Consider the following 16,059-nt stretch of genomic DNA (forward strand, 5'->3'; position numbering starts at 1 on the left):
CCCACCCCGTCAGGGGCTCCCCAGGTCGCAGCGGGATCACCACGCGCGGGTGGACGCGGCCGCACCGGCGGCGCCCATAGCGTCGGAGACGTCCCAGCCACGATCTCCACGGGGAGCTCCACGTGTCCGTCGCACCTCCCGCGCACGCCACCGCCGGCGTCGCGGTCACCGCCCGCGGCCTGTCCAAGCGGTACGGCTCCGGCCAGGCCGCCGTCGTCGCCCTCGACGGGGTCGACGTCGACTTCGCCGCCGGTCGGTTCACCGCCATCATGGGCCCTTCCGGCTCCGGCAAGTCCACGCTCATGCACTGCCTCGCCGGCCTGGACCGGCCCACCTCCGGCAGCGTGCGCATCGGCGACGCCGACCTCGCCGGCCTCGACGACAAGCGGCTCACCCTGCTGCGCCGCGACCGCGTCGGCTTCGTGTTCCAGAAGTTCAACCTGCTGCCGGCGCTGACCGCCGAGGAGAACATCGTGCTGCCCCTGGCGATCGCCGGCCGGCGGCCGGAACGGGCCTGGCTGCGCCAGGTCGTCGCCGCGGTGGGGCTCGCCGACCGGCTGCGCCACCGTCCCGCCGAGCTCTCCGGCGGCCAGCAGCAGCGGGTGGCGGTCGCCCGCGCGCTGATCACCAAGCCGTGGGTCATCTTCGCCGACGAGCCGACCGGCAACCTGGACTCGCGCTCCGGCGCCGAGGTGCTGCGCCTGCTCCGCGAGGCCGTCGACACCCTCGGCCAGACGGTGATCATGGTGACCCACGACCCGTCGGCCGCCGGGCACGCCGACCGGGTGGTCTTCCTCGCCGACGGTCGACCGGTGCGGGACCTCACCGCGCCGACCGCCGAGCGCGTGCTCGACGCGCTCGCCGGCCTCGACCCGGCGCGCGTACCGGCCGCCGGCCGCGAGGCGGTGACCCGGTGATCCGCACGACCCTGCGCCAGCTCCGCGCCGAGGCGCTGCGCCTGATGCTCTCCTCGCTGGCCGTCGTGCTCGGCGTCGCGTTCATCGCCGGCACGCTGATCTTCGTCGACGGGATGCGGGCCGGCGCGTACGACCGGGCCGGGGCGTTCGACCGGCACACCGACCTCGCCGTCCACTCAGCCACCGACGACCCGTTGCCGGCCGCCCTGGTCGAGAAGGTGCGCTCCCTCGACGGGGTCGCCGCCGCCGAGGGGGAACTGCTCGGCTCCGGCGGCGTCGTCGGCGCCGACGGCCGCCCCGTGCTCGGCTACGCCGTCCTCGCCGCCATCCCCGTCGACGAGGCGCTGCGCTCGTACGACGTGGTGGCCGGCCGGCTGCCCGACCGCCCGGGCGAGGTGGTGCTGGACGCCGCGACCGCCGACGAGGAGGGCTTCGCCCTGGGCGCTTCCGTACGCGTCGGCGGCGGCGGGGGAGCGGCCCGCCCGTACACCCTGGTCGGCACGGTCGACGTGGCCGGCACCGCCCGCGACGTCGGCGGTCCGTTCATCGGGCTGGTCGGCGCGGACGCTCTTGCCGTGACCGGCCAGCGGGGCTACGACCGGATCATGGTGGCCGCCCGGCCGGGCGCGGCCGAGGCGGCGCTCGCCGAGCGGGCCGCCGAGGCCGCCGGCGCCGGCACGATCGTCAAGACCCGGCAGCGCCTCCTCGACGACGCCGTGACCGACGCGGTCCGCGACCTCCAGCAGTTCAACATGGCGCTGCTGACCTTCGCCGGGGTCGCCGTCGTGGTCGCCGGCTTCGTCATCGCCAACACCTTCGCGATCGTGCTGGCCCAGCGGACCCGGCGGACGGCGCTGCTGCGGCTGGTCGGCGCGACCCGGGGCCAGCTGTTCCGCGCCGCGCTGCTGGAGGCCGCGCTGGTCGGGCTGGTCGCCTCCGCGGCCGGCGTGCTGATCGGCGTGGCCCTGGCCGGGGGCATGAACCAGGTGCTGGCGCGGCTCGACGCGCCGGTCTCCGGCGGGCTCACCGTCACCGGGTCGACCGTGCTGGTCAGCCTGCTCCTGGGCACGGCGATCACGATGGGCGCCGCCCTGCTGCCCGCGTGGCGGGGCACCCGGATCGCCCCGGTCGCCGCGCTCACCGACGCGGCGGTCCAGCCCGCTCGGGGTGCCGGCCGGCTCCGGCTGACCGCCGGGGCGCTGGTCTTCGCCGCCGGGATCGCCGCGCTGGTGGGTGCCGCGTACGCCGTCCAGGTGGTGCTCGTTGCCGCCGGCGGCGTGCTCACCTTCTTCGGCATCGTGCTCTTCGGCCCGGTGCTCGTGCCGGCGCTGGTCCGGGTGCTGGGGTGGCCGGCCCGCAGGCTGTTCGGGGCCACCGCCGGCCTGGCCGTCGCGAACGCCGTGCGCAACCCGCGCCGGATCGCCGCGACCGCCACGGCTCTGGTGATCGGGATCGGACTGGTGTCGGCCTTCGTGGTCGGCGCCCGCAGTACCAAGGACGGCATCGAGCGCAGCGTGGACGCGGAGATCGGGGTCGACTGGCTGGTCACCGGGATCGGCGGGGACCTGCCGGCGCCGCTCGTGGCCGAGCTGCGCGCCCGACCCGAGCTGGCGGTGGTGCACGAGCAGCGCGGCGCCGTCGCCGCCGGCGTGCAGATCCAGGCCGCGCACCCCGCCCTGGTGGCCCGGACGCTGACGGGAGTCGTGGCGGGCGACGTCGACCGGTTGGGACCCGGGTGGGTGCTGGTGCACCGGGAGCTGGCCGAGGCCAGGGGCTGGACGACCGGCTCCACCGTCACCGTGCGCGGCCGGTCGTTGCGGGTGGCCGCGGTCGTCACCGCCGACGGACCGGCGCTCGCCGGCAGCACCGTCCCCGACGGTCACGTGATCGACGTGGTGGACGCTGACTTCGCCGCCCTCTTCCCCGACGAGCGGGGCTACCTGGCCGAGATCGACCCCGCCGATGGGGTCTCCGCCGAGCGGGCCCGGGCCGCCATCGAGGCGGTGGTCGCCCGGTATCCGACGGCCAACCTGATGGACCAGGGCGCGTACAAGAAGATGCTCACCGCCACGGTCGACATGCTGCTCGCCCTCGTCACCGCGCTGCTGGGCCTGGCCGTGGTGATCGCGCTGGTCGGGGTCGCGAACACGCTGAGCCTGTCGGTGGTGGAGCGGACCCGGGAGAACGCCGTGCTGCGGGCGGTCGGCCTGACCCGGGGGCGCATGCGCGCCATGCTGGCCGTCGAGGCGGTGCTGATGGCGCTGGTCGGCGCGCTGCTCGGGGTCGGGCTCGGCACCGGCGTCAGCGCCGCCGCGATGGCCCTGCTGGCCCGGATCAGCGGCGACTTCGCCGTGGTGCTGCCGGTGGGGCAGCTGGCGCTGATCCTCGGGGTAGCGGTCGTGGCCGCCCTGGTCGCCTCGGTGCTGCCGGCCCGCCGGGCGCTGTCCCGGCCGGTGGTCGAGGCGCTCGGCGACCAGTGACATCCGCCGGCCGGTCCCGTCGCCCGTCAAGGTGACGGGACCGGCCAGCGGTGCCGGGTCTACAGGCGTTCCACCACCGGGCCGGCACACCGGTTGCGGGTGTCGAAGACGTACCGGGCGTGCCGGGTCACCAGGTCGTAGTCGAAGTCGTCGTGGTCGGTGACCACCACCACCGCGTCCGCCGCTTGGAGCTCCCGCTCGGTCAGCTCCACCACGAGCACGCCGCCCGGGATCTGGTGCGCCTCCGCGTACGGCTCCACCGCCCGGACCTCCGCGCCGAGGGCCTGCAGCCGCCGGGCGACGTCGACGGCGGGGGAGTCCCGCATGTCACCGGTGTTCTTCTTGTACGCCAGCCCGAGCAGCAGCAGCCGGGCCCCGCTGACGGCGCGGCCGGTCCGGTTCAACCCGTTCATGATCCGTTGGGCCACGTGCTCGGGCATCTCGTGGTTGACGTCGTTCGCCAGCTCGATGAACCGGAACTGCCGCCCGAGGCGCCGTTTGACCTGCCAGGACAGGTAGCACGGGTCGATCGGCAGGCAGTGCCCGCCGACCCCCGGGCCGGGCCGGAACGGCATGAAGCCGAACGGCTTGCTCTCCGCCGCCTCGATCGCCTGCCAGACGTCGATGTCGAGGTGGTGGGAGAGCATCGTCAGCTCGTTGATCAGGGCGATGTTGACCTGGCGGAACGTGTTCTCGATCAGCTTGGTCAGCTCCGCCACCCGGGTGGAGTCCACCGGCACGGTCCGCTCCACGAGCCGGCGGTAGAACCCGTCCACCCGGGCGAGCGCGACCGCGTCCATCCCGGAGACCACCTTCGGGGTGTTCTCCAGGCGCCAGGTCCGGTTGCCCGGGTCGATCCGCTCGGGGCTGTAGCCCAGGTGGAAGTCGCCCGGGCTGAGCAGCCCGCTGGCCGACTCCAGCAGCGGGCGCAGCAGCTCCTCCGTGGTGCCGGGATAGGTGGTGGACTCCAGGATCACGGTGCAGCCCGGCCGCACGTACGGGCCGATGCCGACGCCGGCCTGCTCCACGAAGCTGAGGTCGGGCGTGCCGTCGCGCAGCGGCGTGGGCACCGTGATCACGCAGATGTCGAAGCCCTCCGCGTCGGTGTACGCCGTGCTGGGCCGGTACCGGCCGCTGCCCAGCGCCCGGCCCAGCCGGTCGGCGGGGATGTCCTCGACGAACGACTCGCCCGACGCGAGCCGCTTGACCCGGTCGGAGTCGACGTCCAGGCCGACCACATCCAGGCCGGCCTCGACGGCCCGCATGGCCAGCGGCAGGCCGACGTACCCCTGGCCGATCACGACCAACTTCTCAACGCTCACCCGGGCTCCCGAGGCAGACGGCGGAAAGGACCTGCTGGGGAGCCTAGAGTGATTTGTGTGCCCGTAAGTCCGGTTTGGGATTATCGGTGCCAGTGGGATCACCGCAGCGTCAGCACAGGAACACGCGGGGCGTCCTCGGACGGCCAGCGCGGCCCGAGCTGGGGGACCGCGACGTCGCCGGGCGACCGTCCGCCGGAGCCCGTGGAACGCGCCCACCGCACCGGCGCCCCGCAAGGGCCGGCGCCGGCGGTCAGACCACCGGTGGATTGGCCGGGTCGACCGGGGTGGTCTGCGTCTCGGTCGGCTCCGGCCCCGGCGGTGTGGTCTGCGTCGGGGCGGGGTTGCTGGGCGTCGCTGCCGGGGGATCGTCGGTCTTGGTGGGATCCGGCGACTCCGGAGCCGCCGACCCGCTCGGCTGGGGAGTGACCGGAGGCGCGGTGGCCGACGGCGAGGGGCTGGAGGTGGAGCCGGTGGGACGGAACGGCCGGCCGGGGTCGACGGGGGCGTCCTCCTGCTCCACCGGCGCCTCGGCCCCGCCGCTCGGCTCCGCGGCCGGGGTGGTCGCCTGCGGAACCTTGACCGCCGGTGCGTCGGCCTCGCTGGTCATGCCGAGCGCCGCGCCGAGCCCGGCCAGTGCCACCAGCACCGCCGCCGCCGCGCCGACCAGGGTGCCGCGTCGCCTCCGGCGGGCGGCGGTCGCGGCCACCGGCACGTCGGTGCGGGTGCCCGGGTCGACGCCGCCCGCCGCCGCGGCGGCGGGCACCATGGCGGTCGGCGCGGAGGGGTCGGACACGGCGGCGCGGGCCGCCTCGGCCATCGCCGCCGCGCTGCTGAACCGGTCGGCCGGATCCTTGGCCAGGGCGCGGGAGACCAGCGCGCGGACCGCCTCCGGAACGTCGTGCGGCAACTCCGGCGGCTCGTCGTCGAGGTGGCGCACGGCGACCTGGAGCGGGTTGTCGCCGGTGAACGGCGGGCTGCCGCTCAGGCAGCAGTAGGCCACGGCACCGAGGGCGTAGATGTCGGTCGCGCCGGACACCGGTCGGCCGGCGGCCTGCTCCGGCGCCATGTAGAGCGCGGTGCCCGGCACGGCGTTGGTGCTGGTGATGCTGGTGATGTTCGTCGACCGGGCGACGCCGAAGTCGACCAGCACGACGCTGCCGTCCTCCTGCACCAGCAGGTTGCTCGGCTTGACGTCGCGGTGCACGATCCCGCCGAGGTGCGCGGCGTGCAGCGCCTGCGCGACCTGCGCGACGATCGCCATCGTCTCGGCCACGTCGAGACGCCCGGCGGCCTCGATCCGCTTGGACAGCGGCTGACCGGTCACGAACTCCATGACCAGGTAGTCGGCCCGCCCGCCGTCGGGCAGGTCGTCCTCGCCGCTGTCGAAGACCTGGACGATGCCCGGGTGGCGCAGGGCGGCCATGATCCGGGCCTCGGCGCGGAAGCGGGCGATGAAGTCGGGGTCGGAGACCAGCGCCGGCAGCAGGACCTTGACCGCGACCTGGCGGCCGAGGACGAGGTCCTTGCCCCGCCAGACGTCGCCCATGCCGCCCGTGGCGACACGCTCGTCCAGGCGGTAGCGACCGCTGAGTACGACCTCCGATGACAACACAGCATTACCGTACCCAGACCGGCGGGGATCGGCGCGCCGCGTGCCGTCGCCCCGACCCGTGCCGCCCGCACGGCGGGGGCGGCGGGACCGGACCCGCCTCGGATATGCTGTGAGCGTCCGTGGACCGTGTGTGACGACATTCCCCCCATGTCCGCCGTGGGCTGGCCGAATGCGCCGCCGCCCGCGCCCGCCGGGAGGGCGCAGCGTCCCGGCCCCCCGCGCCGTTACGGCGACGGGCCGTCCGAACGGCTAGATAATTCTCACTCTTCTGCCCATCGGGGCGGGCTTGCCCGATCGACCCGGCGCTCCTAGCGTTAGCCCGACTCGGGCCCGCCCCACGGCGTCGCCGCGGCACCTGCGCCACCGGCCGTGCCGCCACGGCAGGAGTCCAGACGTACCGTCCGGGCGACGCGGTCCCGGGCGTGATCAGGTCAGCGGGGGGCTGAGGGTGCGGGATCAGGTCCGTTTGCCGGACCGTGCTTGCCTCACGCACGCCCAGGTCGGCGTGCGCCGCCTGCGCGTGTCCACGGGACGGAAGCGGCGAGCCCATGGCGGGTGAGCTGAACGAGGCCGTCGTGGCGGCCCAGGCCGGCGACGAGGACGCGTTCCGCTTCCTCTACCGCAGCCTCCAGCCCGGCCTGCTCCGGTACCTGACCGCCCTGGTCGGTGCGGACGCCGAGGACGTCGCCTCCGAGACCTGGTTGCAGGTCTCCCGCGACCTGCCCAGCTTCACCGGTGGCGAGTTCCGGGCCTGGACCGTCACCATCGCCCGCAACCGGGCCATGGACCACCTGCGCCGGCAACGCCGTCGCCCCTCGCTGCCCGTGCCGGTGCAGGCGCTCGCCGAGCTGGCCGGCGACGCCGACACCGCCGAACGGGCCGGCGAGACGATCGGCACCGAGGCGGCGCTCGCGCTGATCGCCACCCTGCCGCCCCGCGAGGCCGAGGCCGTCCTGCTCCGCGCGGTCGTCGGGCTGGACGCCGAGACCGCCGGGCGGGTGCTCGGCCGCCGGCCCGGTGCCGTGCGCACCGCCGCCCACCGAGGGCTGCGCCGGCTCGCCGCCCTGATGGAACGCCACGACCCGAGCCGGTCGCCGGCCATCCCCGAGGCCGCCGCGCCGCCCCGACCGCGGACCGGCCGGCGGCAGCCGTCGCACGCCGAGCCGGCGGACGGTTGACGTGAGGGGATTCAGGATGTTCTTCCGCCGGACCGAGCGGCCCGCCGACCGCGGCGCGTCCGACCGGCTCCTCGACGCCGCCCGTACGCCGGACACCGAGGGGTCCGACCCGCTCGCGCGGCTGCTCTCCGCCGCCGCCGCCCCCGCCCGCCCCGGTGAGCTGGCGGGGGAGGATGACGCCCTGGCGGCCTTCCGGGTGGCCCGTGCGGCCGGCCCCGCCGCCGGAGGCGCCCCGTCGCCGCGCCGACGCCGGTTCACCGCCGGCGCCGTGGCCTGGGGCGCGGGGATCGCGGTCACCGCGACCGCGGGCGCCGCCTTCGCGGCCGTCACGCTGGACCGGGCCGACGACCCGCCGCCCCGCCCCGCCACCCCGACGCCGGCGGTCCCGGCACCGGCCACCACGGACCCGCACCGGGACGGACCGACCGGGGACACCGGTGGCCGCCCCACCGGGACCCCGCCCCGCTCCTCCGCCGCCGCGACCTCGGGCGCACCCGTCCCCGGCAGCACGGCCGGCGACGCGCCGGGGACGCCGCAGCAGCGCACCGAACAACTGCGCGGACTCTGCCGGGCGTACCTGGCCAAGAATCCGGCGCAGCGGGAGAAGGCGCTGGACAGCCCTTCGTTCGCCCACCTGGTGACCGCGGCGGGCGGCCGGGAGCAGGTCGAGGGCCTCTGCGGGGAACTGGTGCCCGAGGCGGCGGCGAAGGCGTCGCCGGACAAACCGGAGATGGGGCCGACCCGGACCCCGACCCCGACCCCGCCCCCGGCCGGCTGACGTCCTCGCGGTCGGTCCCGGCCGCTGATTCTGCCCGCCCGTCGCGACGGGCGGGGCCGCCCGTTTCCGCTGCACGTTCCGGCCTGTCGCGCGGAATTCGTCTGCTAGACAGAAGTGGGTGGGGCCACCGACGCCCGCGCCGATGACGGTGGGTGGCGTTACGGTGACACGGAACGGAAGCCGGCCGGGAAGGGGGCCATGCCGTGGTGACGTCGCCGGAGCTCGACCGGACCACAGTCCTGCGGGAGTCCGCCGCCGCCGAGGGCCACCTCGCGCGCATCTGCTTCAAGACCGGCCCGCCGACCCGCACCGGCGTCGAACTCGAATGGACCGTGCACGACGCCGCCGACCCCGCCCGCCCGGTCGACGGCGAGCGGCTCCGGGCGGCCCTGGGGCGACACAGCCCCCGCACCCTCGACAGCGCGAGTCCCGCCGAGCCGCTCCCGCACGGTGGCACCGTGACCGTGGAGCCCGGCGGGCAGTTGGAGATCTCCACCGCGCCACGCTCCTCGCTCGCCACCCTCATCCACGCCACCGACGGCGACATCGCCGAGCTGAGCGGCCTGCTCGACGCCGCCGGGCTGGTCCTCGGACGCAGCGGCATAGACCCGCACCGGCCGCCCCGCCCGGTCGTCGAAGGCCCCCGCTACCGCGCCATGCGCCACGTCTTCGACCGGCGCGGCCCGGCCGGCCGGACGATGATGTACAGCACCGCCGGTCTCCAGGTCTGCCTGGACGCCGGGGAGCCGGAGCACCTGCCGGAGCGCTGGGCGGCGGTGCACGCGCTCGGGCCGCCCCTGCTGGCCGCGTTCGCCACCGCCGACCGGCACGCCGGGCGCAGCACCGGCTGGGCGTCCGCCCGGATGGCCGCGTGGTACGGCATCGACCCGGCCCGCACCCGTCCGGTGTGGACGCCGCAGAGCGACGCCGACCCGGTCACGGCCTGGACCAGGTACGTCCTCGCCGCACCGCTGCTCTGCGTGCGCGGCGACGGCCCGGACTGGACGCCGCCGCCGGGGATCACGTTCGCCGACTGGGTCGACGGGGCGTTGCCCCGGCCGCCCACCACCGACGACCTCGACTACCACGTGAGCACCCTCTTTCCGCCGGTGCGACCCCGGGGCTACCTGGAGCTGCGCTACCTCGACACGCAGCCCGGCCGGGGCTGGGTGCTCCCGCTCGCGGTGCTGGCCGTCCTGCTCGCCGACCCCGTCACGGTCCGCGCGGCCCGCGCCGTCGCCGGGCCGGTGGCGCACCGCTGGCACGCCGCCGCCCGCCACGGCCTGCGCGACCCGGCGCTGGCCGCCGCGGCGGCGGACCTGTTCGACCTGGCCCTCGCGGCCCTGCCCCGGCTCGACCTGCCGGCGGCCCTGCACGACGACATCGACCGAGGCGTACGGCGGCGACGGGACGCCGCGGGGAGGAGTCACCGGTGACCGGAGCGACCACGCGCCGGACGGGCCCGGAGCAGCTGCGCAGCCGGATCGCGGCGGAGCTGGAACGCACCCGCGCCCGCACCGCCCTGCTGACCGAGGCGGTCGACGAGGCCGACCTGGTGCGGCAGCACTCGCCGCTGATGTCCCCGCTGGTCTGGGACCTCGCCCACGTTGGCAACCAGGAGGAACTCTGGCTGGTCCGGGACGTGGGCGGGCGCGAACCCGTCCGGCGGGACATCGACGACCTGTACGACGCGTTCAAGCAGCCCCGCCGGGACCGCCCAGCGCTGCCGCTGCTGCCCCCGCAGGAGGCCCGCGCCTACCTGCACACCGTCCGGGACAAGGTGCTCGACCTGCTGGACCGCGTCGCGTTCACCGACCGGCCGCTGCTCGCCGACGGCTTCGCCTTCGGCATGATCGTGCAGCACGAGCAGCAGCACGACGAGACGATGCTCGCCACCCACCAGCTCCGCGCCGGCCCGGCGGTGCTGCACGCCCCGCCACCGCCGGAACCGACGGCCCGGGTCGACGCCGAGGTGCTGGTGCCGGCCGGCGAGTTCACCATGGGCACCGACACCGACCCGTGGGCGCTGGACAACGAGCGCCCCGCCCACCGGGTCCACCTGCCGGCGTACGCCATCGACGCGGCGCCGGTGACCAACGGGCGCTACCGCGAGTTCATCGCCGACGGCGGCTACGAGGACCCGCGCTGGTGGAGCCCGGCCGGCTGGCAACACCGTCAGGAGGCGGGGCTGGTCGCGCCGATGCACTGGCGACGCGACGGCGACGGCTGGGCCTATCGGCGGTTCGGGCGGTGGGCGCCGGTGCGCGACGACGAGCCGGTGGTGCACGTCTGCTACCACGAGGCGCAGGCGTACGCCGCCTGGGCGGGCAGGCGGCTGCCGACGGAGGCGGAGTGGGAGAAGGCGGCCCGCTGGGATCCGGTCACCGGCCGCTCCCGTCGCTACCCCTGGGGCGACGACGAACCCACCGCCGAGCACGCCAACCTGGGCCAGCGGCACCTGTGGCCCGCCCCGGTGGGCGCCTACCCGGCCGGCGCCTCGCCGCTGGGCGTGCACCAGCTCATCGGCGACGTCTGGGAGTGGACCTCCACCCCGTTTCGGGGGCATCCCGGCTTCACCGCGTTTCCCTACCGCGAATACTCGGAGGTCTTCTTCGGCGACGAGCACCGGGTGCTGCGCGGCGGATCGTTCGGCACCGACCGGGCCGCCTGCCGGGGCACCTTCCGCAACTGGGACTTCCCGATCCGGCGGCAGATCTTCAGCGGCTTCCGCTGCGCGCGGGACGCCCGGCCGGAGGAGTCGCAGCCATGAGGACGGGGCCGCCGGACGGCCGGGTCGCGTACGGGCTGTGCGCCCTCGTTCGGGGCCCACACCGGGGCCGCCTCGACCGGGGACCGGGCGGCGCCGGGGGCCGGCAGCCGGGCCACCGCGCCGCCGGGCCGGGCGGTGCCGCCTGATGTGCCGCCACCTGGCGTACCTGGGGCCGCCGGTCACCCTGCGGGAACTGCTGTTCGATCCGCCGTACTCCCTCGTGCGGCAGTCCTGGGCGCCCCGCGACATGCGCGGCGGCGGGACGATCAACGCCGACGGCTTCGGCGTCGGCTGGTACCCGGGCGACGGTGAGCCGGTGCGCTACCGGCGGTCGCAGCCGATCTGGAGCGATCCGACCATCGCCCAGCTCGCGCAGGTCACCTCGGCCGGCGCGGTGCTGGCCGCCGTCCGCTCCGCCACGGTGGGCATGGCGGTCCTCGACGGGGCCGCCGCCCCGTTCGCCGAGGGGCGGTGGCTGTTCAGCCACAACGGGGTGGTGCGGGGCTGGCCCGACTCGATGGTCCCGCTCGCCGCGACCCTGCCCGTACGCGATCTGCTCACCCTCGACGCGGCCACGGACTCGGCGCTGCTGTGGGCGCTGGTGCGGCACCGGCTGCGGGCCGGGGTGAAGCCGGCGCGCGCGATCGCCGAGACCGTGACGGCGGCGGCCGGGGCGGCACCCGGGTCCCGGCTCAACCTGCTGCTCACCGACGGGCGCACCGTGGTGGCCAGCGTGGCCGGGCACGCGCTGTCGATCCGCGCGACGCCGGCCTCGGTGCTGCTGGCGTCCGAGCCGCACGACGACGACCCCGGCTGGCAGGCGGTGCCGGAGGGGCAACTGGTGGAGGCCACCGCCACGGGGGTACGCGTCCGCGCCCTCGCCGAGGTCTGACCGCCGGCCGACAGGGACGTTCCACCCGACGACGAAGGGGACGACATGAGCGCGGAGCCGCTGGAGATCCACCTGGAGGAGCAGGACCTGGGCCGCAGCCTGCGGGAGGACGTCCGCACCGGCCTGACGGCCGAGGAGAAGTGGCTGCCCCCCAAGTGGTTCTACGACGCCCGCGGCAGCGAGCTGTTCGAGGAGATCACCCGCCTGCCGGAGTACTACCCGACCCGGGCCGAGCGCGCGGTGCTGGTCGAGCGGTCGGCCGCGATCGCCGAGCTGACCGGGGCGAAGACGCTGATCGAGCTCGGTTCGGGTTCGTCGGAGAAGACCCGGCTGCTGCTGGACGCGTTCACCCGCCGGGGCGGGCTCGGCACGTTCGTGCCGCTGGACGTGTCGGTCAGCGCGCTGCGGCAGTCCACCGCCGAGATCGCCGCCGACTACCCCGGGCTGCGGGTGCGCGGCATCGTGGGGGACTTCACCCGCCACCTGGACCGCCTGCCGACCGGCGGGCGCCGGCTGGTGATCTTCCTCGGCGGCACGATCGGCAACCTCCTGCCGGCCGAGCGGGCGCGGTTCCTCGCGGCGATGCGGGCCGCGCTGGAGCCGGGGGACTGGCTGCTGATCGGCACCGACCTGGTCAAGGACCCGGCGGTGGTCGTGCCGGCCTACGACGACGCGGCCGGGGTCACCGCCGAGTTCAACCGCAACGTGCTGCGGGTGGTCAACCGGGAGCTGGGCGCCGACTTCGATCCGGCGGGGTTCGCCCACGTCGCGCTCTGGGACCCGCAGCGGGAGTGGATCGAGATGCGCCTGCGGGCGCGGCGGCCGATGCGCGTCCGGGTGCTCGACCTGACTGTCGACTTCGCCGAGGGCGAGGAGCTGCGCACGGAGGTGTCGGCGAAGTTCCGGCCCGAGGGGATCGCCGCCGAGCTGGGCTCGGCCCGCTTCGCCGCCCACGCCTTCTGGACCGACCCGGACGGCCTCTTCGGCGTCACCCTGGCCCGCGCCGAGTGACCGGTGGCCCGCGCCGGGTGACCGGGGCCGGTCGCCCCGGGTGAGCATCTTCACCCGCCGGGGCCGGCCCGACCGGTGATCGGCTAGGCTGGGCGGCGCGAAGGGGAGTAGCCCCCAATGTCGTGGTCGACACACTGGTGCGTTCCGCATCCGGCCACGCGGCCTCGTCATCCGAGGCGGGCGAGACCTTCGACCCAGGCTGTTGCAGCCGGGTCGAGGGCGCCCCCGTACCTCCTCCCGGCTTGATCCGGAAGGATGTCATGGAAGGTTTCCTCGTCGCGCTGGTGGTCAGCTTCGGCGTCATCTTCGTCGCGGAGCTGGGGGACAAGTCCCAGCTGATGGCCCTTACCTTCGCCACGCGCTTCAAAACCGTACCGGTCCTGATCGGGATCACCGTCGCCACCGCCGTGGTGCACCTGGCCTCGGTGGCGATCGGCTACGGGCTCGGCGCCGCGCTGCCGACGGAGTGGATCTCGCTCGTCGCGGGCGTGGCGTTCCTCGGCTTCGGGGCCTGGACCCTGCGCGGTGACACCCTCACCGAGGAGGAGAAGCGCAAGGCCGAGAAGACCAGCAAGTCCGCCATCGTCGCGGTGTCGGTCGCGTTCTTCCTGGCCGAGCTGGGCGACAAGACCATGCTCGCCACCATCACCCTCGCCACCCAGTACGGCTGGTTCGGCACCTGGCTCGGCTCGACGATCGGCATGGTGGCGGCGGACGCGCTCGCCATCCTCGTCGGGCGGATGCTCGGCCGGCGCCTGCCGGAGAAGACCATCAAGTACGGCGCGGCGGTGCTCTTCGCGATCTGCGGGCTCTGGCTGATCCTGGAGGCCGTCACGCAGCTCACCTGACGCCGACTACCGCCGGGCTGGCCGGGTAACGCCAGCGGATGGGCGTCGAGGAGATCCTGCGCCACGGCTACCAGGCCCTGGTCACCGCGGTGGAGGTCGCCGGGGCGGTGGTGATCTTCGTCGGGGCGGCGTGGGCGGCGCTGCGGTTCGTGGTCGAGGGACTGCGGCACCGCAGCGCCGCCGTGTTCACCCCGATCCGGCTCTCCCTGGGGCGGTTCCTCACCCTCGGGCTGGAGTTCCAGCTCGCGGCGGACATCCTGCGTACGGCGGTCTCGCCGACCTTCGCCCAGATCGGCCAGCTGGCGGCCATCGCCGCGATCCGGACCGCGCTGAACTACTTCCTGGGTCGGGAGATCCGCCAGGAGCAGCAGCAGGTCCGGGAGTCGGAGCGCCCCGGGTGATCCGTGCCCTGGTCACCGCCACCACCGCCCTCGCCGCCCTGGCGGGGCTGGCGGTGCTGCTGGGCACAGGCTCCTGGCGGTGCGCGATGCGGGTGCTGCTGGACCTGCTGACCGCCGCGGGGCTGCTGCGGCTGGCCGGCGGCCAGGGCTGGACGGCCCTGGCCGCGGCGGCGGCGATCGTCCTGCTGCGCCGGCTGCTCTGGGCCGCGCTCACCGCCGGCGCGCCGGCCGGGCCGCCGGGGCGGGTCCGGAACCCGCCGGGGCGGGCTCCGGACGCGGCCGGATGAACGACGCCGGGCCCTTGCCACCAGCAGCGACGGCAGGCCCGGCGACCACGGCGGCCGGCGCGCGGCGCGTCGGCCGGCTCAGCCCTGCCCGCGCTGGTAGACGTCCGGCACGCCGTCGCGGTCGGCGTCCACCCGTTCCGCCTCGGCGATCCGCCGGTAGGCGGCGTTGCGCCGCGTCAGCACGACCGTGGCGAGCAGCGCGGAGATCACCGAGCCGGTCAGCACGGCCGCCTTGACGTTGTCGGCGGCGACGCTGCCGGGACCGAACGCGAGTTCGCCGATCAGCAGGGAGACGGTGAACCCGATGCCGGCGAGCAGCGCCACGCCGAGCAGGTCCGTCCAGGTGATGTCCTCGTCGAGCTGGGCCCGGGTGAACCGGGCGAGCAGGAACGTCGAGCCGAAGATTCCGATGACCTTGCCGAGCACCAGACCGGCGACGACGCCGATCACGATCGGGTCGGTGACGACGGCCCCCAGGTCGGCGCCCCGCAGCGACACCCCGGCCGCGAAGAACGCGAAGACCGGCACGGCGAAACCGGCCGAGATCGGGCGCCAGCGGTGCTCCAGGTGCTCGGCGAGCCCGTGCGCGTCGCCGGCCTTGCCCCGCAGGACGGGCACGGTGAAGCCCAGCAGGACGCCCGCCACGGTGGCGTGCACCCCGGAGGCGTGCATGAGGACCCACGCGGTGGCCGCCAACGGGATCAGCGCCCACCACCAGGTCCTGCGCCGCTGCACGATCAGGCCGAAGACGGCGATCGGGGCCAGGGAGGCGAGCAGCGGTAGCGGGCTGAAGTCGGCGGTGTAGAACATCGCGATGATGGTGATGGCGAGCAGGTCGTCGACCACCGCGAGGGTGAGCAGGAAGGCGCGCAGGCCCTGCGGCAGGTGGGACCCGATGACGGCCAGCACGGCGAGGGCGAAGGCGATGTCCGTCGCCGTGGGGATGGCCCACCCCCGCAGCCCGTCGCCACCGGCGGCGAGGTTGACCCCGAGGTAGATCAGGGCGGGCGCCGCCATGCCGCCGACCGCCGCGACCACGGGCAGTGCCGCCCGGCGCGGGTCGCGCAGTTCACCCGCGACGAATTCCCGCTTCAGTTCCAGCCCGACGACGAAGAAGAAGATCGCCAGGAGGCCGTCGGCGGCCCAGGCGGCCAGGTCCAGGTCCAGGTGCAGGGCCGCCCCGCCCGACCAGGGCACCCACGCGCCGAGAGCGGCGTAGGAGGACCCCCAGGGCGAGTTGGCCCAGACCAGGGCGATCACCGCGCCGAGCAGCAGGAGGCCGCCGCCGACGGTCTCGGTCCGCAGCACGTCGGCCAGGAACCGGGCCTCCGGCCAGGACGTACGCGAGAAGAACCGGCGGGGCGGGCGGGGGCGGTCGGCGTGCGGGGCGCGGTCGGTCATGCGCGGGATCCACCTTGTCTCGGGCAGCAGGGGTCGACGCCGACCAGGCTTCCCGGCACACCGTTGTCGACCCTATCCAGCGCCGCCGTGACCGGCGAGTCGGGACGGGCGATTGCCGGCGACGTCACGTCCGGTCGGTCTCTCCCCGCCACCCGGGACCCC

Annotated in this window: 14 protein-coding genes; 11 read left to right on the forward strand and 3 right to left on the reverse strand. The window is 75.4% G+C overall.

What is annotated here, in order from left to right; genetic code table 11:
- Positions 1 to 122 precede the first annotated feature (122 nt).
- Positions 123 to 917, forward strand: a complete 795-nt coding sequence (locus tag ACLQ22_RS16205) for an ABC transporter ATP-binding protein (RefSeq protein WP_121398658.1) — start codon at positions 123 to 125, stop codon at positions 915 to 917.
- Positions 914 to 3,397 carry an ABC transporter permease gene (locus tag ACLQ22_RS16210; protein ID WP_425693001.1) on the forward strand — a complete coding sequence of 828 codons (2,484 nt, stop codon included), beginning with the start codon at positions 914 to 916 and terminating at the stop codon, positions 3,395 to 3,397. Before ACLQ22_RS16205 ends, ACLQ22_RS16210 begins: the two co-directional genes overlap by 4 nt.
- Positions 3,398 to 3,456: 59 nt before the next feature.
- Here ACLQ22_RS16210 and ACLQ22_RS16215 read toward each other — a convergent pair whose 3' ends face one another.
- Positions 3,457 to 4,719 (reverse strand): nucleotide sugar dehydrogenase, encoded by a 1,263-nt coding sequence (locus ACLQ22_RS16215; RefSeq protein ID WP_425693002.1) that lies wholly within the window; start codon positions 4,717 to 4,719, stop codon positions 3,457 to 3,459.
- A gap of 250 nt (positions 4,720 to 4,969) precedes the next feature.
- Positions 4,970 to 6,331: a protein kinase domain-containing protein gene (locus tag ACLQ22_RS16220; protein WP_425693003.1), complete on the reverse strand. Its 1,362-nt coding sequence runs from the start codon at positions 6,329 to 6,331 to the stop codon at positions 4,970 to 4,972.
- A gap of 548 nt (positions 6,332 to 6,879) precedes the next feature.
- Between ACLQ22_RS16220 and ACLQ22_RS16225 the strand changes: the two genes are divergently transcribed.
- The 9 genes from ACLQ22_RS16225 to ACLQ22_RS16265 all read left to right on the forward strand — a co-directional run bounded on the left by ACLQ22_RS16225 (position 6,880) and on the right by ACLQ22_RS16265 (position 14,496).
- On the forward strand, positions 6,880 to 7,509 hold the full coding sequence (locus ACLQ22_RS16225) for an RNA polymerase sigma factor (protein ID WP_425693004.1): 630 nt from the start codon (positions 6,880 to 6,882) through the stop codon (positions 7,507 to 7,509).
- Positions 7,510 to 7,525: 16 nt separating this feature from the next.
- On the forward strand, positions 7,526 to 8,287 hold the full coding sequence (locus tag ACLQ22_RS16230; RefSeq protein WP_425693005.1) for a hypothetical protein: 762 nt from the start codon (positions 7,526 to 7,528) through the stop codon (positions 8,285 to 8,287).
- Positions 8,288 to 8,490: 203 nt separating this feature from the next.
- Positions 8,491 to 9,723, forward strand: coding sequence for an ergothioneine biosynthesis glutamate--cysteine ligase EgtA (egtA, locus tag ACLQ22_RS16235; protein WP_425693006.1), 1,233 nt, complete (start codon positions 8,491 to 8,493; stop codon positions 9,721 to 9,723).
- Entirely contained in the window at positions 9,720 to 11,057 is a 1,338-nt protein-coding gene (gene egtB / locus ACLQ22_RS16240) for an ergothioneine biosynthesis protein EgtB (protein WP_425693007.1), read from the forward strand. The genes egtA and egtB overlap by 4 nt, the downstream gene beginning before the upstream one ends.
- A 145-nt stretch (positions 11,058 to 11,202) precedes the next feature.
- Complete coding sequence (gene egtC / locus ACLQ22_RS16245; protein WP_121398650.1) at positions 11,203 to 11,949, forward strand: ergothioneine biosynthesis protein EgtC; 747 nt, start codon at positions 11,203 to 11,205, stop codon at positions 11,947 to 11,949.
- 45 nt (positions 11,950 to 11,994) lie between these two features.
- Entirely contained in the window at positions 11,995 to 12,960 is a 966-nt protein-coding gene (egtD, locus tag ACLQ22_RS16250) for an L-histidine N(alpha)-methyltransferase (RefSeq protein ID WP_425693008.1), read from the forward strand.
- 260 nt (positions 12,961 to 13,220) lie between these two features.
- On the forward strand, positions 13,221 to 13,808 hold the full coding sequence (locus tag ACLQ22_RS16255) for a TMEM165/GDT1 family protein (RefSeq protein WP_425693009.1): 588 nt from the start codon (positions 13,221 to 13,223) through the stop codon (positions 13,806 to 13,808).
- A gap of 38 nt (positions 13,809 to 13,846) precedes the next feature.
- Positions 13,847 to 14,209, forward strand: coding sequence for a DUF1622 domain-containing protein (locus ACLQ22_RS16260; RefSeq protein ID WP_425693010.1), 363 nt, complete (start codon positions 13,847 to 13,849; stop codon positions 14,207 to 14,209).
- Positions 14,206 to 14,496 (forward strand): hypothetical protein, encoded by a 291-nt coding sequence (locus ACLQ22_RS16265; protein ID WP_425693011.1) that lies wholly within the window; start codon positions 14,206 to 14,208, stop codon positions 14,494 to 14,496. Before ACLQ22_RS16260 ends, ACLQ22_RS16265 begins: the two co-directional genes overlap by 4 nt.
- 78 nt (positions 14,497 to 14,574) lie before the next feature.
- Here the strand turns inward: ACLQ22_RS16265 and nhaA are convergent, their stop codons facing one another.
- Positions 14,575 to 15,897: a Na+/H+ antiporter NhaA gene (nhaA, locus tag ACLQ22_RS16270; RefSeq protein WP_425693012.1), complete on the reverse strand. Its 1,323-nt coding sequence runs from the start codon at positions 15,895 to 15,897 to the stop codon at positions 14,575 to 14,577.
- Between the last annotated feature and the right edge of the window lie 162 nt (positions 15,898 to 16,059).

This window comes from Micromonospora sp. DT178, from assembly GCF_049841695.1.
Lineage (GTDB): Bacteria > Actinomycetota > Actinomycetes > Mycobacteriales > Micromonosporaceae > Micromonospora.